Source organism: Kitasatospora sp. NPDC058190 (assembly GCF_042883685.1).
Taxonomy (GTDB): domain Bacteria; phylum Actinomycetota; class Actinomycetes; order Streptomycetales; family Streptomycetaceae; genus Kitasatospora.
Genome location: NZ_JBHVVI010000023.1, coordinates 28,352 through 54,757, shown reverse-complemented (window position 1 = coordinate 54,757; position 26,406 = coordinate 28,352). Strand labels below are relative to the sequence as shown.

Sequence of the window (26,406 nt, the reverse complement as noted above, 5' to 3'; positions counted from 1 at the left end):
GCCACGGCCCGTCCGGTCCTCCACGACCGGGCGGGCCGTCGCCGTTCCCGTAGGCACCCCTAGAGTGCGATCGGACCAACACTCCGTTGGTCGAGCACAGCGCCGGACACCGCGAGAAAGGGCCCAGCCCGCATGAGTACCGCACCCGAGCACTACGACCGTCTCCTCGCCGCCCACTACACCTGGATGCTCGGTGGCGACATCCCCGCGCTCGCCGAGGCGCAGGCCGAACTGCTGGCCGGGCTGGGGGTCGCGCCAGGGGCCGGTTCCGGCACCGCCGTGGACCTCGGCGCCGGCCCGGGCACCCAGACCCTGGCGCTGGCCGCGCTCGGCTTCGGGCCCGTCCTCGCGGTCGACACCAGCGGGCCGCTGCTGGCCGAGCTGACCGAGTCGGCGGCGAAGGCCGGGCACACCGAGGCGGTCCGGACCGTACGGGCCGACCTGCGCGGCGCGCTGCCGCAGCACACCGAGCCGGGCTCGGTGGCGGCGGTGGTCTGCATGGGCGACACCCTCACCCACCTGCCGTCCCGCGCGGACGTGGCCGCACTGCTGCGCGACGCGGCCGCCGCGCTCGCCCCGGGCGGGCGGCTGGTGCTCACCTTCCGCGACCTCACCCGCCCGCTGGCCGGCACCGAGCGCTTCCTGCCGGTGCGCTCCACCCCGGACCGGATCATGACCTGCTTCCTGGAGTACCCGGACGAGGACACCGCGCTGGTGCACGACCTGATCCACACCCGCGCCGGCGAGGGCTGGACCCAGCAGGTCAGCAGCTACCCGAAGCTGCGGCTGGCGGTCGGCTGGGTGGAGGAGCAGGTGCGCGCGGCGGGCCTGGAGGTGCGCCACAGCGAGACCAACGCGCGGGGACTGCACGTGCTGGCGGCGGTGCGGCCGTAGCCCGGTCGTAGCGCCGGGGCGCCTCGCGGAGAACCCCTCGGGGGACGACCGCAGGGCGCCGCCCACGCCGGAGGGGGCGTGGGCGGCGGGTCGGTCGGGCGCGGTCAGGACGGCAGGCGCAGCACCAGGCCGGGCTCGATGAGGTCCGGGTCCTCGCCCACCACGGAGCGGTTGAGCGCGTAGAGGGCGGGCCAGCCGCCGGGGACGCGCAGCTCGGTGGCGATCTGGTCCAGGGTGTCGCCCTCGCGGACGGTCCACTGGCCGTCGTCGGCGGAATCGGAGGCGGACGTGGACGCGGGGGCCGACGGGGAGGCCGGCGGCGGCAGCACGGGGGCGTGCCCGTGGTCACGGGTGGCCCCGTGGCCGTGGCCCTGACCGTGGCTGCGGCCGTTGACGGCGCGGGCGCCGCAGACCGGCCACGGGGAGAGGCCGCGACGGTCGGCGAGGTGCTGGGCGACCGCCATCTGTTCCTCGCGGCTGGCGAGGTCGGGGCGCGGGGCGTAGGCCAGGCCGCCGTTCGCCCGCCAGGTGGACTGGTCGAACTGGAGGCCGCCGAAGTAGCCGTTGCCGCTGTTGACGTGCCAGTTGCCGCTGCTCTCGCAGGCCGCCACGCGTTCCCAGTCGTACCTTCCGCCCTCCGGCCTCCCGCCGGGGTCGGTCCCGGTCTCCCCGCCCGGGGGTGCGGCGTGGGCCGCGGAGGAGGCGAGGGCCACGGCGAGGGCGCAGAGCGCGGTGGGGACGAGGCGGCGAAGACGAGCGGTGGGAGGCATGGGCGACTCTCAGATCCGGGAACAGGGCGCGCACCGCCCGGAGGCGGCGCCCTCCAACCGACGCATGCCGAGTGGGGCGTACGGTCGGCGACACGTCCGACAGGTCACCCGCTCGGCCCCCCGGGACCACCCCGGCGGCCCCCGGACATCCGGCCGTTCCCCTGCTGAAGGTCCGACTCCTAGAGTGGCCGGGATGCCTCTCGACGAAGGGTACGGACGAGCGATGACGATCGATCAGGGCACCGTACGGGCCGAGCTGGGTGTGATCGGCGGTTCGGGGCTGTACGCGCTGCTGGACGACGTGGCGGAGGTGCGGGTCGACACGCCGTACGGTCCGCCCAGTGACGCGCTGTTCGTGGGGGAGGCGGCGGGGCGGCGGGTCGCCTTCCTGCCCCGGCACGGACGTGGCCACGAGCTGCCGCCGCACCGGATCAACTACCGGGCCAACCTGTGGGCGCTGCGCTCGCTGGGGGTGCGGCAGGTGCTCGCGCCGTGCGCGGTGGGCGGGCTGCGGGCGGAGTACGGGCCGGGCACGCTGCTGGTGCCGGACCAGTTCGTGGACCGGACCTCGGGGCGGGTGCAGACCTTCTACGACGGGCTGCCGCTGCCGGACGGCTCGGTGCCCGAGGTGGTGCACGCGTCGATGGCCGACCCGTACTGCCCGGCCGGGCGGCGGGCCGCGCTGGAGGCGGCGGCCGGGGCGGCCTGGGAACCGGTGGACGGCGGCACCCTCGTGGTCATCGAGGGCCCGCGCTTCTCCACCCGGGCCGAGTCCCGCTGGTTCACCGCCAACGGCTGGTCGGTGGTCGGCATGACCGGGCACCCCGAGGCGGTGCTGGCACGTGAACTCGGGCTCTGCTACAGCTCCTTGGCGCTGGTCACGGATCTGGACGCCGGGGTGGAGAGCGGCGGGGGCGTCACCCATGCGGAGGTGCTGGAGGCCTTCGCGGCCAACGTCGACCGGCTGCGCACGGTGCTGTTCAAGGCGCTGGAGCTGTTGCCCGGCGAGCGGGACTGCGTCTGCTCGCACGCCCTGGACGGGGTCGTCACCGGGCTGCCGGGGGTGGTCGCCGGCTGAGCCGGGACGCCCGGCCGGCCGCTGTCGCCCGACCGGCCGGGCGGGCGCTCAGCCGACGGGCCGGGTTCGCATGCGTCAGGTCCTCACGCGGTGGCGCCTTCGGCGACCGGCAGCTCGGCCAGGCGCCACTCCAGCATGCCGTCGTGGAGCCGGACCGCCCGCCGCCCGCGCGCGCTGAGCAGCCGGACGGCGTCGTACGCGAGCACGCAGTACTCGCCGCGGCAGTAGACGACCACCTCGGTGTCGGCGGGCAGCTCGTCCAGGCGGTCGGCGAGCTCGTCGACCGGGATGGAGAGCGAGCCCGGGATGTGCCCGGCCCGGTACTCCTGAGCCGGGCGCACGTCCAGCACGACGACCTCCCCGGCCTCGGCCCGGGCGCGCAGTTCCTCGTGGTCCACCTCGCGGGCGCCGTCCTCGCCGAGGTAGGCGTCCAGGGCGGGCGGTACGGCGGCCTGGTGGCGCTCGGCGACCTTGCGGAGCAGGACGAGCAGCTCGCCGACGTCCTCGCCGGAGAGTCGGTAGTGGATCCGGACGCCTTCACGGCGGGTGGCGACGAAGCCGGCCTGCTTGAGCGCCTGCAGGTGGGCGGAGGCGGTGGTCAGGTTGAGTCCGGCCGCCTTGGCGAGCGCGTCCACGGTGCGCTCGCCCTGGGCCAGCAGGTCGAGCAGCTCCAGGCGCTTTCCGCTGGCCAGGGCCTTCCCGCTGGCCGCGAACGCGTCGTACAGCCGCGCCTTCGCGCCGTTCTGGGTCATCGCTTCCTCGCTTTCTCCGCGCGGTGCTCCGGAACCGTAATCCAAGGTTCCATGGAATAGAGTACCGGGCTCGCTTCGACCACCTCGAACCGTCGCCCGCCCTCCCTGATCAGCATCTTCCAAAAATCCATGGAATATTGTCGATGGCGCCGGTTGCTGCATCCGGACGCAGGCCGCACTGTCAAACCAGGAGGACCGAGATGCGTTTCGCCGACGAACACCTGATACCGCTGATCGACGAGGGACTGGGCAACAGCGCCTACCTGGTCGACCTGGGCGACGGCCGCGCCCTGGCCGTGGACGCCAGTCGGGACCTGCGCGCCCTACGGGCCGCCGCCGATCGGCGTGGGCTGGCCGTGGCCTTCGCCGCCGACACCCACCTGCACGCCGACTTCCTCTCCGGCGCCGTCCAGCTCGGCCACGACGACGGCGCCACCGTGCTGGCCTCCGCCGCCGGCCACCGAGCCTTCCCGCACACCCCGCTCGCCGACGGCGACGAGGTCGACCTCGGCGGGCTCGCCCTGCGCGCCCTCGCCACCCCCGGACACACCGACGAGCACCTCTCCTTCCTGCTCCTCGACGGCGCCGGAGCCGACGCCACCGAGCTCGGCGTCTTCACCGGCGGCTCGCTGATCGTCAACTCCGCCGCCCGCCCCGACCTGCTCGGCCCCGAGCGCACCGAGGAACTCGCCCGCGCCCAGTACCGCTCGCTGCGCCGCCTCGCCGCCCTCCCCGACCACCTCCCGGTCTGGCCCACCCACGGCGCCGGCTCCTTCTGCTCCGCCCCGCCCGGCGCCGCCCGCACCACCACCGTCGGCGCCCAGAAGCAGTCCAACCCGCTGCTCGCCGCGCCCACCGAGGACGCCTTCGTCGCCGAACTGCTCGCGAGCCTCGGCAGCTACCCCGCCTACTTCGCCCGCCTCGGCGAACTCAACCGCACCGGGCCCCAGGTGCTCGGGGGCGCGCCGCGGCTCCCGCTGCTCGACGCCGCCCAGCTCGGCCGACTGCTCGCGAGCGGCGGCCAGGTCGTGGACGTCCGCCCGGCCGCCGACTACGCCGCCGGGCACATTCCCGGCGCCCTCTCCATCCCGCTGCGCGGCCAGTTCGCCACCTGGCTCGGCTGGCTGCTGCCCGACACCGCCCCGCTGGCCTTCGTCACCGGCGAGGACCAGGACCTCGACGAGCTGGTCTGGCAGGCCCACAAGATCGGCTACGAGCGCCTGGCCGGCCGACTGGCGGGCGGCATGCGGGCCTGGCGCGAGGCCGAAGGAGCCGTCGCCGCAACCGAGTTCGTCACCCCGGAGGAGGCCGGACAGCGCCCGTACCTGGACGTCCGGCAGGAGTCCGAGTTCGCCGCCGGGCACGTCCCGGGCGCCACCCACATCGAACTGGGCTCGCTGACCGGCCTCGCCGCCGACGCCCCGCAGGGCGCGCTGATCGCGTGCGCCCACGGCGAGCGCGCGATGACCGCCGCCAGCATCCTGGAGCGCGCCGGGCACACCGGCCTGGCCGTCCTGCGCGGAGGGTTCGCCGAGTACGCCGCCGCCCGCGGTGTCCGCCTGGTCGAGGGGGCGGCGGCGTGAGTCCTCTTGCGACTGCCGCGCCGGCCCGTGCCGAACTCCCGGTCCGGCTCGGCCTGCGGGAGAACCGGCTGCAGTTCACCCTGCTTGTCGTGGTCACCGCCACCGTCGGCGGCCTGGTCGGGCTGGAGCGCACCACCGTGCCGCTGATCGGCTCCGAGGTCTTCCGCCTGACCAGCGACCTCGCCGTCTTCTCCTTCATCATCGCCTTCGGCGTCACCAAGGCCCTCACCAACCTGGCGGCCGGCGCCCTCACCGCCCGGTTCCGCCGCAGGCAACTGCTCATCGCGGGCTGGCTGATCGGCATCCCCGTCCCGTTCGTCCTGGCCTGGGCACCTGCCTGGGGCTGGATCGTGGCCGCCAACGTGCTGCTCGGCATCAACCAGGGCCTCACCTGGTCGATGACCGTCAACATGAAGATCGACCTGGTCGGCCCGGCCCGCCGCGGCCTCGCCACCGGCCTCAACGAGGCCGCCGGATACGCCTCGCTCGGCGCGACCGCGCTGGTCACCGGCTACCTCGCCACCGCGTACGGGCTGCGCCCGACCCCCGAGCTGATCGGCGTCGTCTTCGTCGTCGCCGGCCTCGTGCTCTCGCTCGTCGTCCGCGACACCGCGGCGCACGTCGCGCTGGAACTCGCCCGGCACCCGTCGTCGGTCGAGGTCGGGCCGCGCCCCGGGCTCTGGCAGACCTTCCTGCACACCTCCTGGCGGGACCGCTCGCTGCGCGGCGCCAGCCAGGCCGGGCTGGTCAACAACCTCAACGACGGCCTCACTTGGGGCGTCTTCCCGCTGCTGTTCACCGACCACGGGCTCGGGCTCGCCGCGGTCGGCCTGATCAAGGGCCTGTACCCGCTGCTGTGGGGCTTCGGCCAGATCCCCACCGGGCACCTGGCCGACCGGATGGGGCGCAAGCCGCTGATCGTCACCGGCATGCTGGTCCAGGCCGGCGGCCTCGGTCTCGCCCTGGTCCTGCTGGACCGCCCGCTGCTGGCCGGCATCGCCTCGGCCGTGCTGCTCGGCCTCGGCACCGCGATGGTCTACCCGGCGCTGATCGCCTCCGTCTCCGACCACGCCCACCCCGGCTGGCGCGCCAACGCCCTGGGCACCTACCGGTTCTGGCGCGACATCGGCTACGCGGCGGGCGCCCTGGTCGCCGGCGTCCTCGCGGACGCGCTCGGCCTGAACGCGACGATCGTGGCGGTGGCGGCGCTCACGGCGGCCTCCGGGCTGCTCGCGGCCCGACTGATCAGGGACAAGCCCGCGCGCTGAGCTTGCGTCGGGGCAGTGTTCAACTTCCGTTCTCCGTCAGCATGGTTGAGCTCGGCTCGACCGTGCTGTTCGGCTGGGAGCCTCCTCAGCGGCTGCCACCCACGTCCCCGGCATGCGCTTCGGCCGCATCATCGCCGCGGACGGCAACCGGCGCTTCGTCGCCGTCCAGGGTGTCACAGGGACCTTCGCGTCATTGGACGCGGGCCCGTTCACGTGCCGGTGGCCCGGACGTAGATGTCGGCCGCGCCCGCGCCGACGGCGGACGGGTGCTTCACCACGAAGATCCGCCGCCCGGCCTGCCCGTCGGACACCAGCGAGCCCTCGGCCGGCTCGTCGCCGGGCAGTGCCGCCCGCAGGTCCTCCGGCAGCGGTGCAGGGGCACCGGGCTGCGGCAGGTCGTAGGTGCGCAGGAAGTCGTCGATGCCGACGTCGTCGCCGCCGGCGAGTTCGTAGTGCAGGTAGGAAACTGGCACCCCGTCGGTGGTCCGGGACAGCACAGCGTTCGCCGGGACGTAGTACCGACCCTTCTTGGGATGCTGCTCGTGATGCAGGCCCGCCAGTCGCTCTGCGCGGTCGAGGTCTGTTTCAGGTGGATGGCCGAACCGGAGAAACGCGGCCACGCCCCACCAGACGCACCCCACGGTGACCAGCGCGCAGAGCACGAGGAAGAGGCCGAGGAGCCTCCGTGTCCACGGCCTGCCACCGGAGCTGCCGGGTGTCATGTCAGAGCTTCCTGGTCCTGGTTTTGCTGGTGCCCCCCATGTCGAACTCCTGAGCCAGGCCGGTCCGGTGGAGGCGTTGGATGTCGTCGTCGGTCACCCGTCCTACGCCGGGCACGTCGGTGGCCTTGCCGCTGTCCCAGTTGTACCGGTCACGGACTTGGGTCTGGTAGGTGACGGTCACCTCCGGGGGAGCGCCCGGCGACGTCGGCTTGACCTCGATCTTCGCTGCGGTGTTGTAGTGGAAGGAGCCGACCGCGTAGAACCAGTCCATGCTGCTTTGCGGCGTCGCCGACATGGGCTGCCAGCCGGTCTGCTGGACCAGTGCGACGGGCTTGCCGGTACGTCGGTACTCTGCCAGGGCTTCGGCCTCCCAGCCGGCCATGTTGCCGTTCAGCGTGGTGTTCACGCTCTCCTGGAAGTCGGGGATGTCCTTCAGCATGTCCTCGACGTTCAGGTCGAGCGGCTCGCCCGTGCCGGAGAGATAGTGCGCCATGTTGGCGCTGGCGTGGGTGCCCCCGGCCGCGAACGGCATACCCGCGATGCCGGCCCCCAGAGTCGCCGCCAGCTTCCGGTCCCGATCGGTCGGGCTTTCCGAGTCGTAGGCGCCTGCACCCCGGTCGTAGGGGTCGGGTGGCAGCAGCACCCCGCCCTCGCCGCCGAAGACCCTCGGCAGGTCCCGTGCGGCGGCGAGGTCCTCGCCGACCACCCGCTTCGTCCAGTCGTCGAGGTGGCGGTACTTGGCGGCATCATCGATGCGATCCAGCTCGTGCCCGGCCGCGTTGCTGACATCGGCGGCGTAGGTCACTGCGGCTTTCAGTAGATTGCGGATGTCTCCGGCAACGCCGGCCAGTCGACGGGACTCACCCTGACTCTCCGGGTCATTGCTCCCGGTCAACCAGGCGGGATAGCCGATGTCACCGTCGTCCTTGACGGTGAGGTCGTTCACCCGGGCAAGGTCGTCCGCTTCCGCCACCCATCGGCGGGCGAGTGCCAGGCCGGTGGCGGCATTCACCAGGGTGAGCCGCGCGGCCTCCATCTCCTGCTCCGCGATGGACATTTCGTCGAGCAGATCTTTGAGCGCCCGGCGTCCGAGATCCGCGGCCTCGCCGCTCCAGCCCTCCTGGAGTGTGGAGAGGACGTCGACGGTGAGGAAACGGGCAGAGCCCAGGGCGGTCCCGAGTTCGTCCCACTCCTCCGCCGCCCGATGGAAGGCCTCGGGGTCGCAGGACCGGATCTGCTGCAGGGTGACCGGTTTCGCGAAGCGGCGCTCATGGACGGGTTGGGCGACCTTGCGGCGGCCGTCCGGATCCTCGTCCTCGTCGTAGATGGACGGCATCAGCTGTCGCCTTCCAACAGGGCGGTAGCGCTGCGCAGTTGCTCTGCGACGGCGGCTTCCTGCCGGTAGTAGTTGGTGGCGGTGGCCCGAAGCCCTTCGGCGAGTTTGCGCATCGCGTCGGTGATCTTGCCGGTCTCCGTGGACCAGTGGCTGGTGCACGTGCCGAGGGATGAACCGATGGTCCATTCGCTGTGGCGAGTCGCGGCTGCTGCCGACTCACCGAAGCCGGTGTACGCCTGTGAGAGCTTGTCCGCTCCCTCATCCACCTTGGCCGCTGCCACGGGGAGCCGTTCCGGCTCCGACATGTACCCACCCATCCCGTGCCCTCCCCATGCCCCCGGTGCGGTCCTGGTTCTCACACTAACGAGCGAAGGAATCGGGCGCAGGGGAATGGGATGACTCGCGAAAGGGCTTGCTCTCCTGGGGCTCGTCCTCCACAGCCCGCCCGCGCGCTCCTCCGTCGAAAGGCGTGCCAGCAGGCCGAAGGTCGGCGCCGCGCGCGAAGCGGGCCCGGCCGTCGTCCTCAGCTCACGTCGGTCCGCCGTTCCATGGGGACAGCGCGGGTCTCCCGGTTCGGAGTCCCGCGCTGTCGCTGTTCGTGGTCGGCTGGGTGCCGGTGTCCTCAGCTGCGGTGATCGCAGTGCGGCCACTCGCCGCCGTGGTCACCAGTGGTGATGGTCGTCACAGGGGTCGATGATGGTGGGGTCGGTGGCGGTAGCGGTGCCGTTGCCGCCTCCGCTGACCATGGCGGTGTTGGTGAGGGTGCCGGTGGCGGTGCGGGCGACGCGGACCCGCAGCGTGATGGGCGGGTAGGTGTTCCCGGGGTTGAGGACGTCGCTGCGGGTGCAGGTGAGGGTGGCCCGCGTGCAGCGCCATCCCCTGCCGGTGATGCTGAGGGCGGTGAGCCCGGCCGGGAGGGTGTCCTTCATGGTGACGGTGGTGCCGTCGGTCGGGGTGGTCCCGTTGTTGCCGACGGTGATGGTGTAGACGCCCGGCCTGCCCGGGGTGAAGTTCCCGGTGTGGGTCTTGGTGATGGTCAGGGCCGGCCCCGGCGGGGTCGGGGTGATCGCGACCCCTTGCGGGGTGGTGCCGACGCCGACGGTGGTGGTGACGGTGTTGCTGGCGGTGTCGATCACCGACACGTTGTTCGAATTGGCGTTGGCGACGTAGACGTGCTTGCCGTCCGAGGTGATCGCCAGACCGTCCGGGGCGCTGCCGACGCCGACGGTGGTGGTGACGGTGTTGGTGGCGGTAGCGATCACCGACACGTTGTTCGAATTGGCGTTGGCGACGTAGACGTGCGCGCCGTCGGGGGTGATCGCCACGGCGAACGGACTGGCGCCGACGCCGATGTTGGCGGTGACGGTGTTGGTGGTGGCGTCGATCACCGACACGTTGTTGGAGTTCACGTTGCCGACGTAGACGTGCAGGTTGTCCGGGGTGACCGCCACACCGATCGGGTTGGTACCGACGCCGATGTTGGTGGTGACGGTGTTGGTGGCGGTGTCGATCACCGACACGCTGTTCGATTGGATGTTGGTGACGTACGCGTGCAGGCCGTTCGGGGCCATCGCGATGCCGGACGGGTCGCCTTGGACGGTGATGGTGGCGGTGACGGTGTTGCTGGTGGTGTCGATCACCGACACAGTGCCCACGCCCGCGTTGGTGACGTAGACGGTCAGGCCGTTCGGAGTGACCGCCACGCCTCTCGGCGTGTTGCCGACGGGGATGGTGGTGGTGACGGTGTTGGTGGCGGTGTCGATCACCGACACACTGTTCGAGCCGGCGTTGGTGACGTAGACGTGCTTGCCGTCCGGGGTGACCGCGGCACCCGTCGGGGTGCTGCCGACGCCGATGGTGGCGGTGACGGTGTTGGTGGCGCTGTCGATCACCGACACGGTGTTGGAGCCGCGGTTGGTGACGTAGACGCTCGGGGGTGTGGCGGCCCAGGCATGGGACGGGGCGACGGCCGGCAAGGCCAGTCCCGCCAGCATGGCCAGCCCCGCCACGTAGGCCCGCACCCACGCCCATGGTCGTGATCGATGTCCGCTCTCCTCGGGCCCCGGACCGCGATGCGCCTCGGTCTGCTGTCTCCCGTGCCTGATCACTGACACCTCCAGCTCGCGTAAGGGCGGCCTGTGCCAGCAGCACCGGAGGAGGTGGTGACACGGCCAGCGATCACTTGGCGCGATCGCGGCATCACCTTACGTAGCGTGTGGTGGGTCGGGTGAGCTCGACACGCGTCGACCCGGCGCGGTCGGCACCGTCGGCCGCGCAGCGCGTCGACGAGCGACATCGCGCCGCAGTGCTAGCCGGGGAAGACGCGGCTGAGGTGGTAGTGCAGGACGGCGGTCGCTTCCTCCGCTGTCCGTTGGCCGAGGAGGACGCTGAGGCCGAGTCCGGCGGAGACGGCCAGGAGGACGACGGCCTCCTGGCGGGGGTCGAGTTGCGGATCGGCGTCCCCGGCCTGCTGGGCGGCCGTCAGTTGGGCGACCAGGAAGGCCTCCATCTCGTTGGGGGCGGCGAGGAAGGGCTGCCCGCCGAGGGTGGGGTCGGTGACGGAGAGGACCGCGTACTCGGTGTAGATGAGGTGGAAGGCGCGGCTCTCCTCGTCGGTGGGGACGGCCTCCAGGAGGACCGCCTCGATGATGCCGCGTGGGTCGGTGTCGGCGCCGGTCGCGCGTACGCGTCGTTGGACTCGCTCGCCCATGCGGGTCGCCAGGCGGGTCATGGCGGCGAGGAGCAACTGCTCCTTGGTGTCGAAGTAGTACTGGACCAGCCGCACCGAGATGTCCGCCTCGATTGCCGCGGAGCGCATGGTGACGGAGTGGAGGCCGTTGCTCGCCGCCGAGCGGAGCAGGGCGTCGATGATGTGGGCCCGCCGTTCCTCGTGATCCACCAGCTTGGGCATCGGGTTCCCTTCGGATGTTTTTGTGGTACAACCATACCATCAAACCGGGAGGGAACATGACTAGGACCAGCGTCGGACACTTCGTCAGCGAGCGAGCCCGTACCAAGTTCCTTGAGGCGTACGACCGGGCCATGGAGCTGTGGCCGGGCCCGCGCCAGGAGTTCGATGTCGAGACCGCGTACGGGAGCGTTCACGTCCACCGTTACGGCGCGACGACCGGCGAGCCGATCGTGCTGCTGCACGGTCACGCCGGGCACCCGTCCAACTGGTACCCGCAGATCGCCGCCCTGGGCGAGCGCCACCCGGTGTACGCGATCGACACCCTGGACGACCCCGGGCGCAGTGTGCAGCGGGCCGTCGCGGCGGGGTCGGCGGAGAACGCGGAGTGGCTCGGTGAGGTCTTGGAGGAACTCGGGCTGGAGCGGGTGCACCTGGTCGGGGTCTCGTACGGCGGCTGGCTCGCCCTCAACCAGGCCATCCATGCGCCCGAGCGGCTCGCCTCGATCGCGCCGCTGGACCCGGGCGGGATCGAGAAGGTCCCGGCGCGGTTCTACGTCCACATGGTCGGTGGCCTGTTCGGGATGCTGGCCCCACGGCGGTTCCGTCCGGCCGTCGGGCGGCTGCTGGCGAACCCGGCGCTCAGCGCGCCGCGCGAGATGATCGCGCCGCTGATGCTCGCCATGCGGAGCTACAAGCCGAGCAGTCGCCCGCCGGCCCGGCCCTTCACGGACGAGGAGTTGGGGTCGATCGAGCTGCCCGTGCTGGTGCTGGTCGGCAGGCGCAGCGCCCTGCTGCGCCCGCGCCACGTGGTCGAGCGGGTGACGGCGCGGATCCCGGGCGTGCGGGCCGAGATCCTGGAACGGGCCGGGCACGGGCTCAACTTGGAGCAGCCCGAGGCGGTCAACGAACGGCTGCTGGGCTTCATCGGCGCCGTCGGGCGGGAGCAGCAGGCGGCATAGGAGCCGTGCCACCGGTCAGCCGGGCGGGGTCGGCACGCAGTGGCGCAGCACCACGCCCCTGCGCCACCGCACGCCGCCCGGCAGGTCGAACTGTCTCTGACGGCTCACCACCGTGATCCGTTCGACGGCCAGCTCCGCCTTGGCCGTGCAGAAGCCCGCCCGCACCGCCACCAGCCTGCCCTCGCGTACGACGGCCACGATCCCGTTGAGCTCGAAGACCACCTCGATGTCCACCGCGAGGGTGCCGACCGGCACCCCGTCGACCGACACCTTCACCGTCGGGTGGTGGACCGACCTGACCCGGTGGTCCAGCAGTGCGACGACCTCCTCGCTGCCCGGGGCCGCGCACGTGTTCCGCGCGGCCGCCGCGAGCCCGGCGTGGGTGCGCCAGCCGCCGGCCACCAGATCGATCATGTCCAGCCCCAGGAAACCGTGGACGACGCGCGTCACCTCCTGCTCGGCGGCCTGGGAGAGAGCCCTGTTCAGGCCGCCCAGGGCGGTGACCGCGTCCTGTCGGCGGAGGGCGTCGGCGAGTGGCTCCACGGTCCCCAGGAACGTCCCCAGGGAGTACGGGTCATCCGTCGCGACCATCGTCATCGCGCACCTCCTCGATGCTCTGCCGGCCCGGGTCCGGGTGCGGCTCCAGCCGGACGCTGCGCCCGGGCCCGGCGGGCCCGCCCTGCTCGGTCAGCTCGGTCCGGGCGTCGCCCCACGCGCCCGCCTCGGCCGTCACCGTGCCCGACGTGCCGCCTGTCCGCAGGGTGCGGTGCAGCCCGAACGCCGCCAGGGCCGCCGCCGCGAGAGCGCCGAGGACGATCCAGAGCAGGTGGTCCGGCTTCGGTGGCTGAGGCGGGATCTGCCGGGCGACGAGGACCGGGACGGTCTCGGTCACCGTGTGGGTGTCCGCGCATTCCACGGTGATGTGGTGCGGGCCCGTGGGTGCGTTCGACGGGATGGTGGCGGTCACGTCGAACTTTCCCGACCCGTCGGCCGCGACCGGCTGCGACTTGGGCCCGTTGTCCCAGGAGAGCACGACCTGGCGCGACCCGGCGCCCTCGGGGCAGGCGTTCGTCCGGCCGGACAGGTGCAGGGCGGCGCCCGGTGTCGCGGTCATCGTCCTGACGGGTGACGGCTCGGTCGGCGTCGGCGTCGGCGTCGGCGTCGGCGTCGGCGTCGGCGTCGGCGTAGTCGGTGCCGGGGACTGGACCCGGACGTGCGCGTCGGCCGTGATCCGCGGCTCCGATGCACAGGACGCGCGCAGGTCGTGGTCGCCGTCGGCCGCGTCCGGGGGGACGGTGACCGGGGCGCTGAAGCTCCCGTCGGCGTCGGGCTTGCCGGGGCCGGGAAGTGCGGTGGTGTCCCACGTCAGGGCGACGGTGTCGTTCGCGGGACAGGCGAAGCCGGTTCCGGACACGGTCGTGGTGGACCCCGGTGCCGAGCCGGCTGGATCCGCCGTCAGCGTGGGCGGCGCGACGGTGAACGTGGCGGTGGCCGAGGTCGGGGGACGGCCCGGGCAGGTCACCGTGACCGTGTGCGGGCCGTCCTTGGCACCGTCGGGCACCGTGAACGTGCCGGAGGGCGGCTCGTCGTCCCTGGCCTGGACGGTGGTGAGCTCCATGGCCGGGTCGTCCCAGGTCACGCCGAAGGGGATCGAGGCGGGGAACTCCCCGGAGACGGCCGTGCAGCCCCCGGACCCGGACAGCGTCACCTGAACGGTCCCGAGCCGGGGTCCGTGCGTCGGCTGCAGGGAGACGGCTTGTCCCGGCGCGCTGGTCCCCGTGGGCGTGGGCGTGGGCGAGGGCGAGGGCGTGGGCCTGGGCGACGGCGTCGGCGAAGGGGAGGGGCTCGCGCCCGTGGCGAAGGCGGCGAGGACAGCCAGGACCGCGACGAGCGTGGCCAGGCCACCCGGTAACGCCTTCACCGGCGACTCCATCCTGTGCCCGGCCCCGCCGCCCATTCTCACCACCAACCCGTTCGTGTGCACCCCATGGTCGCGGAGCCCCGCGGATCGGGGTGCTCGGCGGCCGGCGAATTCAGGGCGGTACGAGACTTTCCGTCAACTGTCGGCCGGGTGTAACTTCTCCGCCACCCGGCTACCGACCGGTAGCCATCTGGCTGCCCGACAGTCGCCGACGTCGGAGTTGTCCAGACTTCTCGGAGGCCTCACGTGTCACCCGTCACCCGTCGCACCTTCCTCGGCTCCGCCGCCGCCCTCGGTGCGGCGATCGGGCTGGACGCAGCCCTGCCCGGCGCCGCGCCGAGCGCGTCCGCCGCCACGGCCGGCACCACGGGCACCACGGGGACGATCCGGGACGTCAAGCACGTCGTGGTGCTCATGCAGGAGAACCGAAGCTTCGACCACTACTTCGGCACCCTGAAGGGCGTGCGCGGATTCGGCGACCGCACCGCCCTCCAGATCGCGGGCGGCACCAGCGTGTTCAACCAGCCGAACGGCAGCGGGCGGCAGTACCCCTGGCAGCTCAGCAAGACCAACACCTGGTGGTGGGGCGTCAGCGCCGAGCAGCTGGCGCAGTGCGACGGCTCGCTCGACCACTCGTGGTCCACCCAGCACCAGGCGTGGAACAACGGGAAGATGGACTCCTGGATCGCCGCCAAGGGCTCGGACAGGACCATGGGCTTCATGGCCCGCGAGGACATACCGTTCCACTACGCGCTGGCCGACGCCTACACCGTCTGCGACGCGTACCACTGCTCGATCCTCTCGGCCACCGGCCCCAACCGCACCTACCTGTGGTCCGGCACGATCGACCCGGGCGCCACCGCGGGCGGTCCGGCCTACGACGGCGGCTCCGAGTCGGGCCTGCGCTGGCAGACCTATGCCGAGGCCCTGCAGAACGCGGGCGTGAGCTGGAAGGTCTACCAGAACGCCCACGACAACTTCGGCGACAACGGCCTCGCCTACTTCAACCAGTTCACCAGCGCGCCGAGTTCGAGCCCGCTGGCCCAGCGCGGCATGGGCTCGGTGCCCAGCGGCACCGGCTCGACCCCGGACGACATCGCCGCCGCGATCAAGGCCGACGCGCTCGCGGGCACCCTGCCCCAGGTCTCCTGGGTGGTGGCCAACCAGCTGTTCTCCGAGCACCCGGACGGCCCGCCGGAGAACGGCGCGCACTTCGTCAACCTGGTGCTGCAGGCCCTGGCGGCCGACCCGGAGGTCTTCAACTCCACCGCCCTGTTCCTCAACTACGACGAGAACGACGGCTTCTTCGACCACGTGCCCCCGCCCGCGGCCCCGGCCGGCACCGCCGGCGAGTTCTGCAAGGGCGCCAACATCGGCCTCGGCTTCCGCGTCCCGATGATCGTGGTCTCGCCGTGGAGCCGCGGCGGCTGGGTCGACTCCCAGGTGTACGACCACACCAGCGTCATCCGCTTCCTGGAGACCTGGACCGCCGCCCTGGGCACCCCCGCCGTCTGCCCCAACATCAGCACCTGGCGCCGCCAGGTCTGCGGCGACCTCACCGGCGCCTTCGACTTCACCAACCCCGTCTACGGCGTGCCCGCGCTGCCCGACACCAGCGCCACCATCAGCCAGGCCACCGCCAACCTGCAGATCAACCCGAAGCCGGGCACCAACTCCATGCCCACCCAGGAGCCCGGCAGTAAGCCCGCCCGCGCGCTGCCCTACCAGCCCAACGCCTGGGTCGACCGGATCGAGTACGGCGCCAACGGTCGGATCCTGCTCTGGATCGACCTGGCCAACCAGGGCCCGCAGGCCACCGCCTGGGCGCACTACTCGGTGTACGCCAACGCCTACCGCAGCGGCGGCCCCTGGCAGTACACCGTCGCCCCGTACGACACCGCGACCGGCACCGACGGCAGCGCCACCGACTCCTTCGACATCGGCGCCGGCTACGGCAACGGGCAGTACGACCTCACCGTGCTCGGCCCCAACCGCACCCTGCGCCGCTTCGCCGGCAACGCGACCACCGCGGGCAAGACCGCGGAGGCCACCACCTCCTACGCACCGGCGCCGGACACCGGCAAGCCGGCGGTCTGGTTCGCCATGACCAACACCGGCACCAGCACCGTCACCTTCACCATCACCGCCACCAACTACCGTACCGGCAGCTGGACTTACCAGGTCGAACCCGGAGACACCGTTCAGGACCACTTCAACGCCGTCACCATCGCGCAGGGCTGGTACGACTTCACCGTCACCGTCGACAGCGACCCCGCCTGGAGCCGCCGCGCCACCGGCCACCTCGAAACCGGCGCCACCAGCATCACCGGCTGACCGGCACCCACCGGCGGCCGTGACGGGGCCCCAGCCACCGGGCTGGGGCCCCCTCCCCGTGCCCTGCGCTTCGGCGTGCGGCCGGCTCGGCACCGGCCGGGGCTCGCGGGCCCGCCGCGCCGGCCTCCTCCAGCGGGTCAGGCGGCCGAAGGCAGCGCCGTAGCCGACCGCGCCTCGTCGTAGCGCCGCAGCACCAGCCGGGCGACGGCCGGGTGGGCCGCCAGCGGGGCGCTGGTCCAGGTGGCCGCGGTGGTGGCGGCGCGGCGGGCGAAGAAGCCGGGGGAGAGGAGGTAGCCGGCGAGGGCCACGGCGGGGTGGCCCGCGGCGTGGAGAGCGGCGACCGCCTGGTGGGGGGTGGGGGCGGCGGCGGAGAGGTGGGCGGGGATGACCGGTCGGTCGAGGCGGGTGGCCAACAACTCCGCCATCCGGGCGGTGTCGGCGACGGCGGTGGGGTCGGAGGAGCCGGCTCCGGCGAGCACCACCGCTGCGTGGGAAGGGGCGCCGGCCTCGGTGAGGCGGTCGGCGAGGGCCTCGGCGAGCAGGGGGTGGGGCCCGAGTGCGGGGGCGAGGTGGGTGAGGGGGAGGCCCACGGCGGCGAGCGCCTCGGGGAGGTCGACCCGGGCGTGGTGGCCGGTGCCGAGCAGGAGGGGGACCAGGATCGGCCGCTGGTGCGCCAGTTGGGCAAGGGAATCCGAAAGCGCGGGTTGCGCGAGGTCCAGGAAGCAGCAACGAACGGTCAGTTCGGGGCGGAGGAAGCGAACCACCCGCAGCAGAGCCCGGGTCGAGGCCGCCGCCGCCGGATCGCGGCTGCCGTGGGCGACGGCGAGCAGCACCGGGGCCATCAACCCGCCGCCAGCCGGTAGCCGCGCTTGGGGACGGTGCGGATCAGGGTGGCGTGCGGCCCCAGCGCCGCCCGCAGCCGTCCGACCGCGGCCTCCACGGCGTGTTCGTCGGCGGTGGCGTCCGGCCAGGCGGCGCGCAGCAGGTCGGCGCGGCTGAGCACCCGGCCGGGCCGCTCGGCGAGCGCCCGCAACACCGCCGCGCCGCGCGGGCTGAGCCAGTGGCTCTCGCCGTCGACCAGGGCGGCGTTTCCCTGGAGGGTCAACACCCTTCCGGCGAGGGCGACTTCACGAGGGGCCCGGCCCGGCAGGCTGTCCGCGAGCAGCCGGACCAGTGCGCCGAGGCGGCCGCGCTCGGGGTGGACGGCGGGCAGGCCGAGGTCGGTGAGGGGGCGGGCGCACAGGGTGCCGACGCAGACCGGCAGGACGTCCGCGCGCAGCGCGTCCAGCAACGCGTCGTACAGGCCTTCGGCCTGCGCCGCGGCGAGCAGCGCGGTGATCGCGGGCGCGCTGGTGAAGGTGAGGGCGTGCACCTGGCGGCGGACGGTCTGGTCGAGGAGCCTGCGCACCGCGCCCGGGTCCTCCGGAGGCGCCCAGCGGTAGACCGGGACGGAGATCACCTCGGCGCCGCGTTCGCGCAGCGCCGCCGCGAAGGTGTCCAGGCGGACCCCGTGCTCCTGGACGGCGATCCGGCGCCCGGCCAGCGGCCGGGCGAGCAGCCAGGTGAGCAGTTCGTCGGTGGCCTCGGTGTCCGGGGAGTAGCCCTCGTCCAGCCCGCTGGCCCGGACCGCGCCGGTGGCCTTGGGACCGCGGCTGAGCACCACCGCGCCGCGGCAGGCCTCGGCGAGGGCGGCGCCCCGGCCCCAGCCCTCGGCCGCGCTCATCCAGCCGCGCCAGCCGACCCCGGTGGTGGCCACCACGTAGTCGAGCGGGGCGGCCAGGCAGCGGTCGGTGGCCTCGCGCAGCGCGAGGTCGTCGGCGAGCGGCAGGATGCGCAGCACCGGCGCCTCGACCACCTGCGCGCCGCGCCGGGTGAGCAGGGCGGTGAGCTCCTCGCGGCGGCGCGCGGCGGTGACGCCGACGGTGAAGCCGGTGAGCGGTCCTGGCGGGGTGAGGGTTGCTGCCATGCGCGACAGCCTGCGGCGCGCGTGTTACGGGGGCATTGCCCGGCCGTCACCTGCCGGTAAGCGAAAGTGCCGCTGCGGTTACGCCAGATGTCCGGCCGTGCACCCTGGCGGTCGGGCGCCGTGAGCGAGGTGTACCGCGCCCGCAACATCGACGACCCGATCGCGAAACAGCGGGCCGCGACCTTTCTCGGCATGACGCTGACCAGCCCCGCCGTCCTCGCCACGGCCACCGACACGCACTGCCCGTACTGCTCGCTGCAGTGCGGCATGCGGCTGTCGGCAGGCGCGGACAAGCCCGCCGAGGTGCTGGAGCGGCCCGAGTTCCCGGTGAACCGGGGCGCGCTGTGCGGCAAGGGCCGTTCGGCGCCCGCGCTGCTGGACCGGACCGTCCGGCTGACCGGCCCGCTGCTGCGTGACCGGCCCGGTGCCCCGCTGCGCTCGGCGAGCTGGTCGGAGGCGCTGGACCGGGTGGCCGCCGGGCTGGCCCGGACGCGGGCCGAGCACGGCGCGGACGCGGTGGGCGTGTTCGGCGGCGGCGGGCTCACCAACGAGAAGGCGTACCTGCTGGGCAAGTTCGCCCGGGTCGTGCTGGGCACCGCCAACATCGACTACAACGGGCGGTTCTGCATGTCCTCGGCGGCCGCCGCGCACCGCCGGGCCTTCGGCCTGGACCGCGGGCTGCCGTTCCCGCTCGCCGACATCCCGCACACCGGCTGCCTGATCCTGGTCGGCGGCAACCCGGCCGAGACGATGCCGCCCGCCGTCCGCTACTTCCGAGAACTGCGGGAGAACGGCGGCACGTTGATCGTGGTCGACCCGCGCCGCACCCGCACCGCCGAACTGGCCGACCTGCACCTGCAGCCCCGCCCCGGCGGGGACCTGGCGCTCGCCCTCGGCCTGCTCCACCTGGTGATCGCGGATGGCCTGACGGACCGCGAGTTCATCGCGCGACGAACGTCGGGATTCGACCGGGCCCGTGAGTCGGCGATGGCCCACTGGCCCGACCGGGTGGAGCGGATCACCGGCGTACCCGTCCACCAACTCCGCGAAGCAGCAAGGCTGTTCGGCGAGTCGGACACCGGCATCGTGCTGACCGCCCGCGGCCCGGAGCAGCAGAGCAAGGGCACCGACACCGTCGGCGCCTGGATCAACCTGTGCCTGGCCACCGGCAAGGCGGGCCGACCGTACAGCGGTTACGGCTGCCTGACCGGCCAGGGCAACGGCCAGGGCGGGCGCGAGCACGGTCAGAAGGCCGACCAGCTGCCCGGCTACCGCTCGATCGAGGACCCGGCGGCCCGGGAACACGTCGCCGCCGTCTGGGGCGTTCCGGCCGGGAGCATCCCCGGCCCAGGCAAGTCCGCGTACGAGCTGCTGGACGGCCTCGGGCAGCCCGGCGGCGTGCGGGCGCTGCTGCTGGCCGGCTCCAACCCGGCGGTCTCCGCGCCGAACGCCGGGCACGTCACCGAGCGGCTGCGCGCGCTGGACCTGCTGGTGGTCGCCGACGTGGTGCTCTCCGAGACGGCCGCGCTCGCCGACGTCGTGCTGCCGGTCACCCAGTGGGCCGAGGAGGACGGCACCACCACCAACCTGGAAGGCCGGGTGATCCTGCGCCGCCGCGCCCTCGACCCGCCCGAGGGGGTGCGCAGCGAGCTGTGGCTGCTGCGCGAACTCGCCGCCCGGCTGGGCGTTCCGGACGGCTTCCCGGCCGAGGCCGAGCAGGCCTTCGCCGAGCTGCGCCGCGCCTCGGCCGGCGGCGACGCCGACTACGCGGGCATCAGCTACCAGCGGATCGTCGCCGAGGACGGCGTCTTCTGGCCCTGCCCGGCGCCGGACCACCCGGGCACCCCGCGGCTGTTCCTGGACCGCTTCGCCACCCCGGACGGCCGGGCCCGCTTCGCCGAGGTCACCCACCGCCCGGCCGGCGAGGAGCCGGACGAGGAGTACCCGCTGTTCCTGACCACCGGCCGGGTGCTCTCCCAGTACCAGAGCGGCGCGCAGACCCGCCGGGTCGCCGAGCTCAACACGGCCGCCCCCGGCCCGTTCGTCGAGCTGCACCCGCGGCTGGCCGGACGGCTCGGGATCGCCGACGGCGAGCCGGTCGCGGTCACCAGCCGGCGCGGCCGGGCGGTCGCCCCGGCGCGGATCACCGACGCCATCCGGCCCGACACCGTCTTCATGCCCTTCCACTGGGCGGGCGCCGGCCGGGCCAACAGCCTCACCAACCCGGCGCTCGACCCGGTCTCCCGGATGCCGGAGTTCAAGCTCTGCGCCGTCCGGGTGGAGCCGGTCCTGAAAGAGGTGACGGCATGAGCGAGCGGAGCGAGCTCATCGTCAAAAGGCGCGCATGGGCGAACGCCCCTGCCGAGCGAAGCGAGGCGGGCGCATGAGCTCCAGGATCGCCGTGGTCGGCGGCGGCATGGCGGCCGCCCGCTTCGCCGAGCGCTACGGCGCCCTCGGCGGGCCCGGCACGGTCACCGTGTACGGCGCCGAGCCGCGCGCCCCGTACAACCGGGTGCTGCTCGCCGAGGTGCTGACCGGGCGCTACGACGCCGAGTCGATCGCGCTGCCGCTCGGCGGGGCGTCGGCCCGGCCCGGCTGCGAGGTCACCGCCCTCGATCCGGAAGCCCGGACGCTGGGCCTGGCCGACGGCACCGTGGAGCCCTGGGACGAACTGGTGCTCGCCACCGGCGCCAACCCGGTGCTCCCGCCGGTCCGCGGGCTGCGCCGCACCGACGGGTACGGCCTGGTCGAGGGCGTGCACACGCTGCGCACCCTGGCGGACTGCGCCCGACTGGCCGAGGAAGCCGTCGGCGCCAAGCGGGCGGTGGTGATCGGCGGCGGGGTGCTCGGGGTGAGCGCCGCCCGGGCGCTGGCCGCGCTCGGGGTGCGCACCGAGATCGTCCACCAGGCACCGAATCTGATCGAGCGTCAGCTGGACCCGGAGGCGGCCGCCGTGCTGCGCGAACGGCTCCAGGGGCTCGGCGTCGAGTGCTACACCGGTAACCGGGCCCGGACCGTGCACGGCGGCGATCGCGTCGGAGCGGTGGAGCTGGCCAGCGGCTACCGGCTGGACTGCGACCTGGTGGTCCTGGCCTGCGGCACCCGCCCGCGCACCGCGCTGGCCCACGCCGCCGGACTGCCCGTCAACACCGGGATCCTGGTGGACGACCACCTGGCCGCCGCCCCGCACGTGCACGCGATCGGAGACTGCGCCGAACACCGCGGCACCGTCCACGGCCTGGCCGGCCCCGCCTGGGAGCAGGCCGACGTGCTCGCCCGCCGCCTCTCCGGCGCCGAGCCCGAGGCCCGCTACCCCGGCACCAGCCCGCGCGCCCGGCTCAGCACCGGCGACCTGGAGTACGCGGCCTTCGGCACCGTGGACGAGACCCTCGACCCGGGCCTCGACGTGCTGCGGCTCACCGACGCCACCCGCGGCAGCTACAAGAAGCTCGTCCTGCGCGGCGACCGGCTGGTCGGCGCCATCCTGCTCGGCGACCTGGCCACCGTGGACGCGCTGGCCGGCGCCTTCGCCGACGGCGGCGCGCTCGCCGGCCACCCCCTGCACCTGCTCACCCGAGGAACCGCAATGACTGGAGAAGCGCGATGACCCTTGACGACCGCACTGTCCGCGACCTCGTCCTGGTCGGCCACGGCATGGTCGGCCAGCGCTTCCTCGAGGCCTGGACCGAGCAGCCGGCCGCGCGCGGCTGGCGGGTCACCGTGCTCGCCGAGGAACCCCGGCCCGCCTACGACCGGGTCCACCTCAGCTCGCTCTTCGACGGCAGCACCGCCGAGGACCTCGCGCTCTGCCCGGCCGGCTTCCTCGCCGAGCACGGCATCGACCTGCGCCTGGGCGACCCCGCCACCGCGATCGACCGGGCCGGGCGGACCGTCACCACCCGGTCCGGTACCGACGTCCGCTACGACGTCCTGGTGCTGGCCACCGGCTCGGTGCCGTTCGTGCCGCCCGTGCCCGGGACCGACGCCCCCGGCTGCCACGTCTACCGCACCATCGAGGACGTCGACGCCATCCGCGCCGAGGCCGCCGGCGCCGGCACCGGTGTGGTGGTCGGCGGCGGACTGCTCGGCCTGGAGGCGGCCGGCGCCCTGCGGGCCGGGGGCCTGGCCACCCACGTGGTGGAGTTCGCGCCCCGGCTGATGGCCGTGCAGGTGGACGACGGCGGAGGCGCCGCGCTGCGCCGCAAGATCGAGGACCTGGGCGTCACCGTCCACACCAGCGCCGGCGCCGGCGGCGTGCTCGCCGGCCCGGACGGCCGGGTCCGCGCCCTCGCCCTCTCCGACGGCCGTGAGCTGCCCGCCGACCTGGTGGTCTTCTCCGCCGGGGTGCGCGCCCGCGACCAGCTCGCCCGGGACTGCGGACTGCCGGTCGGCCAGCGCGGCGGCGTCGTGGTCGACGCGCACTGCCGCACCGAGGACCCGGCGATCCTCGCCATCGGCGAGTGCGCCCAGGCCGTCGACGGCCGGGTCTACGGGCTGGTCGCCCCCGGCTACCAGATGGCCGAGACGGCGGCCCGGACCATCGCGGAGCGGGAGGGCGAGGGCGCCGGCCCCACCGGCGAGGGCTTCACCGGCGCCGACCTGTCCACCAAGCTCAAGCTGCTCGGCGTCGACGTCGCCAGCTTCGGCGACCCGCACGGCAGCGCCGAGGGCGCGCTCGACGTGCTGTACAGCGACAGCCGCAGCGGCGTCTACCGCAAGCTGGTGATCGGCTCCGACGGCGCGCTGCTCGGTGGTGTCCTGGTCGGCGACACCGAGGGCTACGGCGCCCTGCGCCCGCTCGCCGTGGCCGGCAAGCCGCTCACCGTCGCCCCCGAACAGCTGGTGCTGCCCGCCGGGTTCGCCTCCGCCGGACCGGTCGCGCTGCCCGACGACGCGGTGCTCTGCTCCTGCCACAACGTCACCCAGGGCGCCGTCCGGGCCGCCGTCCGCGAGCAGGGCGCCGACAGCGTCGCCGCCGTCAAGAAGTGCACCCGGGCCGGCACCGGCTGCGGCAGCTGCCTCAAGCAGCTCGGCACCGTCGTCGGCGAGGAGCTGGAGGCCGCCGGGGTCTCCACCGTCAAGGGTCTGTGCGAGCACTTCGCCCACACCCGGGCCGAGTTGTACGAGATCGTCCGCGTGACCGGGCTGGCGAGCTTCTCCGAGCTGCTCGCCGCGCACGGCAGCGGCGAGGGCTGCGAGATCTGCAAGCCGACCGTCGCCTCCATCCTGGCCAGCCTCGGCAACGGCCACATCCTGGACGGCGAGCAGGGCGCCCTGCAGGACTCCAACGACCACTTCCTCGCCAACCTCCAGCGCAACGGCTCCTACTCGGTCGTCCCCCGGGTGCCCGGCGGCGAGATCACCCCCGAGGGGCTGATCGCCATCGGCGAGATCGCCCGCGACCACGGCCTCTACACCAAGATCACCGGCGGCCAGCGGATCGACATGTTCGGCGCCACCGTCGACCAACTCCCGGTCATCTGGAGCAGGTTGGTCGACGCGGGGTTCGAGTCCGGACACGCCTACGGCAAGTCGCTGCGCACCGTGAAGTCCTGCGTCGGCGAGACCTGGTGCCGCTACGGCGTCCAGGACTCCACCGCCCTCGCCATCGAACTGGAGTTGCGCTACCGGGGGTTGCGCTCCCCGCACAAGCTCAAGGCCGCCGTCTCCGGCTGCGCCCGCGAGTGCGCCGAGGCGCAGAGCAAGGACTTCGGCATCATCGCCACCTCGGCCGGCTGGAACCTCTACGTCGGCGGCAACGGCGGCATGACCCCCCGGCACGCCGACCTGCTCGCCGCCGACCTCGACCACGAGACCCTCATCCGCACCATCGACCGCTACCTGATGTTCTACATCCGCACCGCCGACCGGCTGGAGCGCACCTCGGTCTGGCTGGAGCGGCTGGAGGGCGGCCTCGACCACCTGCGCGCCGTGGTCCTCGACGACTCGCTCGGCATCGCCGCCGAGCTGGACGAACTGATGGCACGCCACATCGGCGGCTACCAGGACGAATGGGCCGAGACCCTGGCCGACCCCGAGCGGCTGCGGCGCTTCGCCTCCTTCGTCAACGCCCCCGGCACCCCCGACCCCGCCGTGACCTTCGTCCCCGAACGCGGCCAGATCCGCCCGGCCCGCCCCGGCGAGGCCGGCCACACCCTCAACGCCCCGGTGCTGGTCGCCGGGGCCCGACTGGAGGTGCTCACCCCGTGACCGTACAGATCCACGACGGCAGCCGCTGGCAGACCGTCTGCTCCCTCGCCGACCTCGAACCCGGCCGCGGCGTCGCGGTGCTGCTGCCCGACGCCGGCCAGGTCGCCCTCTTCCGCGACCGCGCCGGGGAGCTGTACGCCGTCGACAACCTCGACCCGTTCAGCGGCGCCCCGGTCCTCTCCCGCGGCCTGATCGGCAGCCGCGGCGAGCGGCCGACCCTCATCTCCCCGATGTACAAGCAGGTGTACGACCTCACCGACGGGCGCTGCCTGGACGAGGACACCGCCCCCGACGGCGCCCCCGCCGTGCTGCGGCGCTGGCCGGTCCGGGCCTTCGACCGGGAGCCGGTGGCATGACGGCCGTCCTCGAAGCGAGAACGCCCGCCCCGCTGGCCGGCTGGGACCCGGAGGACGAGGAGTTCTGGGCGCGCACCGGCGCCCGGATCGCCCGGCGCAACCTGGTCCTCTCGGTCCTCTCCGAGCACATCGGCTTCTCGGTGTGGAGCCTGTGGTCGGTGCTGGTGCTCTTCCTCGGACCCGAGTACCACATCGACACCGCCGGGAAGTTCACCCTCACCGCCCTGCCGACCGCGCTCGGCGCGCTGCTGCGGCTGCCGTACACCTTCGCCGTCGCCCGCTTCGGCGGCCGCAACTGGACGGTGATCAGCGCGCTGCTGCTGCTGGTGCCCACCGCGCTGGCGGCCGTGGTGCTGGAGCCGGGCGTCCGGTACGGGACGCTGCTCGCGGTGGCCTGCGTGGCCGGGGTCGGCGGCGGCAACTTCGCCTCCTCGATGGCGAACATCAACGCCTTCTACCCGCACCGGCTCAAGGGCTGGGCGCTGGGCATCAACGCGGGCGGCGGCAACCTCGGCGTCCCGGCCGTCCAACTGCTCGGGCTGCTGGTGCTGTCCACGGCCGGCGCCGCCCACCCCCGGCTGCTGCCGCTGGTCTACCTGCCGCTGATCGTGCTGGCGGCGGCCGGGGCCTGGTGGAGGATGGACAACCTGCCGGTGTCCGCCAGCGGTGAGGGGCGGGCGCTGCGCGAGGTCGTCCGCGACCCCTACGGCTGGGCGGTGTCCACGCTGTACATCGGCACCTTCGGCTCCTTCATCGGCTTCGGCTTCGCCTTCGGGCAGGTGCTGCAGGTGCAGTTCCACGAGCGCTTCGACACCCCGGTCAAGGCCGCCGCGCTCACCTTCCTCGGACCGCTGCTCGGCTCGCTGCTGCGGCCCGTCGGCGGGCGGCTCGCCGACCGGTACGGCGGCGCGCGGGTGACGCTGGCGACCTTCCTCGCCATGGGGGCCGGGACGGCCGTCGTGCTGGCCGCCTCCCGAGCGGGCTCGCTGCCGCTGTTCCTGGCCGGGTTCATCGCGCTGTTCGTGCTCAGCGGCATCGGCAACGGCTCGACGTACAAGATGATCCCGGCGCACTTCCAGTCGATCGCTCGCAGGGCCGTCGCGGGCGGCGCCGATCCGGACGCCGCCGAGGCCGATTCCCGGCGCCGGGCCGGGGCACTGATCGGGCTCGCCGGGGCGATCGGCGCCTTCGGCGGGGTGCTGGTGAACCTGGCCTTCCGGCAGTCCTTCCAGGCCAGCCACAACGGGGACGCCGCGTACCTGGGGTTCCTGGCGGCGTACGTGCTCTGCTCGGTGCTGACCTGGGCGGTGTGGCTCCGGCGGCGATGAGGGGGCGCCCGCCTCGGC

The 26,406-nt window shown here is 73.6% G+C and carries 22 protein-coding genes; 11 read left to right on the top strand and 11 right to left on the bottom strand.

Features of this window, described 5'->3' with window-relative positions; genetic code table 11:
* Positions 1-132: 132 nt before the first annotated feature.
* A complete protein-coding gene (locus tag ACFVWU_RS13860; protein WP_387619431.1) occupies positions 133-894 on the top strand; it encodes a methyltransferase domain-containing protein in 762 nt (253 codons plus the stop codon).
* Between the two features lie 104 nt (positions 895-998).
* On the opposite strand, the gene ACFVWU_RS13855 is transcribed toward ACFVWU_RS13860, so the two are convergent.
* Positions 999-1,664, bottom strand: coding sequence for a transglycosylase family protein (locus tag ACFVWU_RS13855; RefSeq protein ID WP_387619429.1), 666 nt, complete (start codon positions 1,662-1,664; stop codon positions 999-1,001).
* Between the two features lie 223 nt (positions 1,665-1,887).
* Here ACFVWU_RS13855 and ACFVWU_RS13850 point away from each other — a divergent pair, with 223 nt between their 5' ends.
* Positions 1,888-2,742 carry an S-methyl-5'-thioadenosine phosphorylase gene (locus ACFVWU_RS13850; RefSeq protein ID WP_387619426.1) on the top strand — a complete coding sequence of 285 codons (855 nt, stop codon included), beginning with the start codon at positions 1,888-1,890 and terminating at the stop codon, positions 2,740-2,742.
* Between the two features lie 83 nt (positions 2,743-2,825).
* On the opposite strand, the gene ACFVWU_RS13845 is transcribed toward ACFVWU_RS13850, so the two are convergent.
* Entirely contained in the window at positions 2,826-3,494 is a 669-nt protein-coding gene (locus tag ACFVWU_RS13845) for an ArsR/SmtB family transcription factor (protein WP_387619423.1), read from the bottom strand.
* Positions 3,495-3,694: 200 nt separating this feature from the next.
* Here ACFVWU_RS13845 and ACFVWU_RS13840 point away from each other — a divergent pair, with 200 nt between their 5' ends.
* Positions 3,695-5,077, top strand: coding sequence for a rhodanese-like domain-containing protein (locus tag ACFVWU_RS13840; RefSeq protein WP_387619420.1), 1,383 nt, complete (start codon positions 3,695-3,697; stop codon positions 5,075-5,077).
* A complete protein-coding gene (locus ACFVWU_RS13835) occupies positions 5,074-6,345 on the top strand; it encodes an MFS transporter (protein WP_387619417.1) in 1,272 nt (423 codons plus the stop codon). Before ACFVWU_RS13840 ends, ACFVWU_RS13835 begins: the two co-directional genes overlap by 4 nt.
* 209 nt (positions 6,346-6,554) lie before the next feature.
* Here the strand turns inward: ACFVWU_RS13835 and ACFVWU_RS13830 are convergent, their stop codons facing one another.
* From ACFVWU_RS13830 to ACFVWU_RS13810, 5 genes are all read right to left on the bottom strand, one after another.
* The gene (locus ACFVWU_RS13830) at positions 6,555-7,067 is read right to left on the bottom strand and encodes a hypothetical protein (RefSeq protein WP_387619414.1); all 513 of its coding nucleotides are present in this window, start codon (positions 7,065-7,067) and stop codon (positions 6,555-6,557) included.
* A 1-nt stretch (position 7,068) separates the two neighbouring features.
* On the bottom strand, positions 7,069-8,403 hold the full coding sequence (locus ACFVWU_RS13825; protein WP_387619411.1) for a hypothetical protein: 1,335 nt from the start codon (positions 8,401-8,403) through the stop codon (positions 7,069-7,071).
* Complete coding sequence (locus tag ACFVWU_RS13820; RefSeq protein ID WP_387619408.1) at positions 8,403-8,708, bottom strand: type VII secretion target; 306 nt, start codon at positions 8,706-8,708, stop codon at positions 8,403-8,405. Before ACFVWU_RS13820 ends, ACFVWU_RS13825 begins: the two co-directional genes overlap by 1 nt.
* Before the next feature lie 357 nt (positions 8,709-9,065).
* Positions 9,066-10,424, bottom strand: coding sequence for a beta-propeller fold lactonase family protein (locus tag ACFVWU_RS13815; RefSeq protein WP_387619406.1), 1,359 nt, complete (start codon positions 10,422-10,424; stop codon positions 9,066-9,068).
* A gap of 287 nt (positions 10,425-10,711) precedes the next feature.
* Positions 10,712-11,314, bottom strand: a complete 603-nt coding sequence (locus ACFVWU_RS13810; RefSeq protein ID WP_387619403.1) for a TetR/AcrR family transcriptional regulator — start codon at positions 11,312-11,314, stop codon at positions 10,712-10,714.
* Positions 11,315-11,370: 56 nt separating this feature from the next.
* Between ACFVWU_RS13810 and ACFVWU_RS13805 the strand changes: the two genes are divergently transcribed.
* Positions 11,371-12,273: an alpha/beta fold hydrolase gene (locus ACFVWU_RS13805; RefSeq protein ID WP_387619400.1), complete on the top strand. Its 903-nt coding sequence runs from the start codon at positions 11,371-11,373 to the stop codon at positions 12,271-12,273.
* A gap of 15 nt (positions 12,274-12,288) precedes the next feature.
* On the opposite strand, the gene ACFVWU_RS13800 is transcribed toward ACFVWU_RS13805, so the two are convergent.
* Together ACFVWU_RS13800 and ACFVWU_RS13795 are read right to left on the bottom strand one after the other, a co-directional pair.
* The gene (locus ACFVWU_RS13800; RefSeq protein WP_387619398.1) at positions 12,289-12,870 is read right to left on the bottom strand and encodes a hypothetical protein; all 582 of its coding nucleotides are present in this window, start codon (positions 12,868-12,870) and stop codon (positions 12,289-12,291) included.
* Entirely contained in the window at positions 12,848-13,981 is a 1,134-nt protein-coding gene (locus ACFVWU_RS13795; protein WP_387619395.1) for a hypothetical protein, read from the bottom strand. The genes ACFVWU_RS13800 and ACFVWU_RS13795 overlap by 23 nt, the downstream gene beginning before the upstream one ends.
* A gap of 459 nt (positions 13,982-14,440) precedes the next feature.
* Between ACFVWU_RS13795 and ACFVWU_RS13790 the strand changes: the two genes are divergently transcribed.
* A complete protein-coding gene (locus tag ACFVWU_RS13790) occupies positions 14,441-16,528 on the top strand; it encodes a phosphocholine-specific phospholipase C (RefSeq protein ID WP_387619393.1) in 2,088 nt (695 codons plus the stop codon).
* Positions 16,529-16,665: 137 nt separating this feature from the next.
* Here the strand turns inward: ACFVWU_RS13790 and ACFVWU_RS13785 are convergent, their stop codons facing one another.
* A complete protein-coding gene (locus tag ACFVWU_RS13785; protein ID WP_387619391.1) occupies positions 16,666-17,370 on the bottom strand; it encodes a sirohydrochlorin chelatase in 705 nt (234 codons plus the stop codon).
* Positions 17,370-18,494, bottom strand: a complete 1,125-nt coding sequence (locus ACFVWU_RS13780; protein ID WP_387619388.1) for a uroporphyrinogen-III synthase — start codon at positions 18,492-18,494, stop codon at positions 17,370-17,372. Before ACFVWU_RS13780 ends, ACFVWU_RS13785 begins: the two co-directional genes overlap by 1 nt.
* Positions 18,495-18,686: 192 nt before the next feature.
* On the opposite strand from ACFVWU_RS13780, the gene ACFVWU_RS13775 reads away from it, so the two are divergent.
* The 5 genes from ACFVWU_RS13775 (at position 18,687) to ACFVWU_RS13755 (ending at position 26,388) form a co-directional block, all read left to right on the top strand.
* A complete protein-coding gene (locus tag ACFVWU_RS13775; protein ID WP_387619499.1) occupies positions 18,687-20,804 on the top strand; it encodes a molybdopterin oxidoreductase family protein in 2,118 nt (705 codons plus the stop codon).
* A 73-nt stretch (positions 20,805-20,877) separates the two neighbouring features.
* Positions 20,878-22,101, top strand: a complete 1,224-nt coding sequence (locus tag ACFVWU_RS13770) for an NAD(P)/FAD-dependent oxidoreductase (RefSeq protein ID WP_387619385.1) — start codon at positions 20,878-20,880, stop codon at positions 22,099-22,101.
* Positions 22,098-24,704 carry a nitrite reductase large subunit NirB gene (gene nirB, locus ACFVWU_RS13765; protein WP_387619383.1) on the top strand — a complete coding sequence of 869 codons (2,607 nt, stop codon included), beginning with the start codon at positions 22,098-22,100 and terminating at the stop codon, positions 24,702-24,704. Before ACFVWU_RS13770 ends, nirB begins: the two co-directional genes overlap by 4 nt.
* The gene (nirD, locus tag ACFVWU_RS13760) at positions 24,701-25,060 is read left to right on the top strand and encodes a nitrite reductase small subunit NirD (protein WP_387619380.1); all 360 of its coding nucleotides are present in this window, start codon (positions 24,701-24,703) and stop codon (positions 25,058-25,060) included. Before nirB ends, nirD begins: the two co-directional genes overlap by 4 nt.
* Complete coding sequence (locus ACFVWU_RS13755; RefSeq protein ID WP_387619377.1) at positions 25,057-26,388, top strand: nitrate/nitrite transporter; 1,332 nt, start codon at positions 25,057-25,059, stop codon at positions 26,386-26,388. The genes nirD and ACFVWU_RS13755 overlap by 4 nt, the downstream gene beginning before the upstream one ends.
* Positions 26,389-26,406 lie beyond the last annotated feature (18 nt).

What these genes read in the sequence shown, in the direction of transcription:
- ACFVWU_RS13775 (WP_387619499.1), top strand. Translation starts at nt 18,687, where the DNA reads ATGACGCTGACCAGCCCCGCCGTCCTCGCCACGGCCACCGACACGCAC.
- ACFVWU_RS13825 (WP_387619411.1), bottom strand. Translation starts at nt 8,403, where the DNA reads ATGCCGTCCATCTACGACGAGGACGAGGATCCGGACGGCCGCCGCAAG.
- ACFVWU_RS13785 (WP_387619391.1), bottom strand. Translation starts at nt 17,370, where the DNA reads ATGGCCCCGGTGCTGCTCGCCGTCGCCCACGGCAGCCGCGATCCGGCG.
- ACFVWU_RS13780 (WP_387619388.1), bottom strand. Translation starts at nt 18,494, where the DNA reads ATGGCAGCAACCCTCACCCCGCCAGGACCGCTCACCGGCTTCACCGTC.
- ACFVWU_RS13850 (WP_387619426.1), top strand. Translation starts at nt 1,888, where the DNA reads ATGACGATCGATCAGGGCACCGTACGGGCCGAGCTGGGTGTGATCGGC.
- ACFVWU_RS13840 (WP_387619420.1), top strand. Translation starts at nt 3,695, where the DNA reads ATGCGTTTCGCCGACGAACACCTGATACCGCTGATCGACGAGGGACTG.
- ACFVWU_RS13770 (WP_387619385.1), top strand. Translation starts at nt 20,878, where the DNA reads ATGAGCTCCAGGATCGCCGTGGTCGGCGGCGGCATGGCGGCCGCCCGC.
- ACFVWU_RS13830 (WP_387619414.1), bottom strand. Translation starts at nt 7,067, where the DNA reads ATGACACCCGGCAGCTCCGGTGGCAGGCCGTGGACACGGAGGCTCCTC.
- ACFVWU_RS13845 (WP_387619423.1), bottom strand. Translation starts at nt 3,494, where the DNA reads ATGACCCAGAACGGCGCGAAGGCGCGGCTGTACGACGCGTTCGCGGCC.
- ACFVWU_RS13855 (WP_387619429.1), bottom strand. Translation starts at nt 1,664, where the DNA reads ATGCCTCCCACCGCTCGTCTTCGCCGCCTCGTCCCCACCGCGCTCTGC.
- ACFVWU_RS13810 (WP_387619403.1), bottom strand. Translation starts at nt 11,314, where the DNA reads ATGCCCAAGCTGGTGGATCACGAGGAACGGCGGGCCCACATCATCGAC.
- ACFVWU_RS13860 (WP_387619431.1), top strand. Translation starts at nt 133, where the DNA reads ATGAGTACCGCACCCGAGCACTACGACCGTCTCCTCGCCGCCCACTAC.
- ACFVWU_RS13805 (WP_387619400.1), top strand. Translation starts at nt 11,371, where the DNA reads ATGACTAGGACCAGCGTCGGACACTTCGTCAGCGAGCGAGCCCGTACC.
- ACFVWU_RS13800 (WP_387619398.1), bottom strand. Translation starts at nt 12,870, where the DNA reads ATGACGATGGTCGCGACGGATGACCCGTACTCCCTGGGGACGTTCCTG.
- nirB (WP_387619383.1), top strand. Translation starts at nt 22,098, where the DNA reads ATGACCCTTGACGACCGCACTGTCCGCGACCTCGTCCTGGTCGGCCAC.
- ACFVWU_RS13820 (WP_387619408.1), bottom strand. Translation starts at nt 8,708, where the DNA reads ATGTCGGAGCCGGAACGGCTCCCCGTGGCAGCGGCCAAGGTGGATGAG.
- ACFVWU_RS13755 (WP_387619377.1), top strand. Translation starts at nt 25,057, where the DNA reads ATGACGGCCGTCCTCGAAGCGAGAACGCCCGCCCCGCTGGCCGGCTGG.